This is a genomic window from Candidatus Propionivibrio aalborgensis, assembly GCF_900089945.1.
Taxonomy (GTDB): domain Bacteria; phylum Pseudomonadota; class Gammaproteobacteria; order Burkholderiales; family Rhodocyclaceae; genus Propionivibrio; species Propionivibrio aalborgensis.
In genome coordinates this window covers 1-506 of the sequence record NZ_FLQY01000142.1, presented here as the reverse complement: position 1 = coordinate 506, position 506 = coordinate 1, and the positions used below count along the sequence as shown (strand labels likewise).

At 52.8% G+C, this 506-nt stretch carries 1 protein-coding gene; it reads left to right on the top strand.

Translation table 11 applies throughout. From position 1 onward, the window contains the following. Positions 1-30: 30 nt before the first annotated feature. A partial coding sequence (locus PROAA_RS08435) for an ATP-binding cassette domain-containing protein (RefSeq protein ID WP_186410925.1) occupies positions 31-506 on the top strand: 476 nt, incomplete at its 3' end.

Sequence of the window (506 nt, the reverse complement as noted above, 5' to 3'; positions counted from 1 at the left end):
GTGTTACGCGGCGACTTTGAAGACGATTGAATGACTTCCGAAACCAATGTCAACCCGAGCACGAAGAGTCTCCTTTCCACGCACAACCTGAAAAAACGCTTCAAGAAGCGTACGGTGGTGGAAGACGTGTCCTTCGAGGTAAGAAGCGGCGAAGTGGTCGGCCTGCTCGGCCCGAATGGCGCTGGAAAGACAACCTGCTTCTACATGGTCGTCGGTCTGATTCCCTGTGATGGGGGCGATGTTCATCTTGATGATAGAAAAATCACGCACTTGCCCATCCATAAAAGAGCGCAGTTGGGCGTCTCTTACCTTCCCCAGGAAGCCTCTGTATTCCGCAAACTGACCGTTGTCGAAAACATCCAGGCAGTTCTGGAACTACAGAATCTGCCGCCTGACGAAATTGAATTCCGCGCCGAAAGCCTTCTCGAAGAACTGCACATAAGCCATATTCGCAGCAGTTCGGCCGCTTCGCTTTCCGGCGGTGAACGTCGACGAGTCGAAATTGC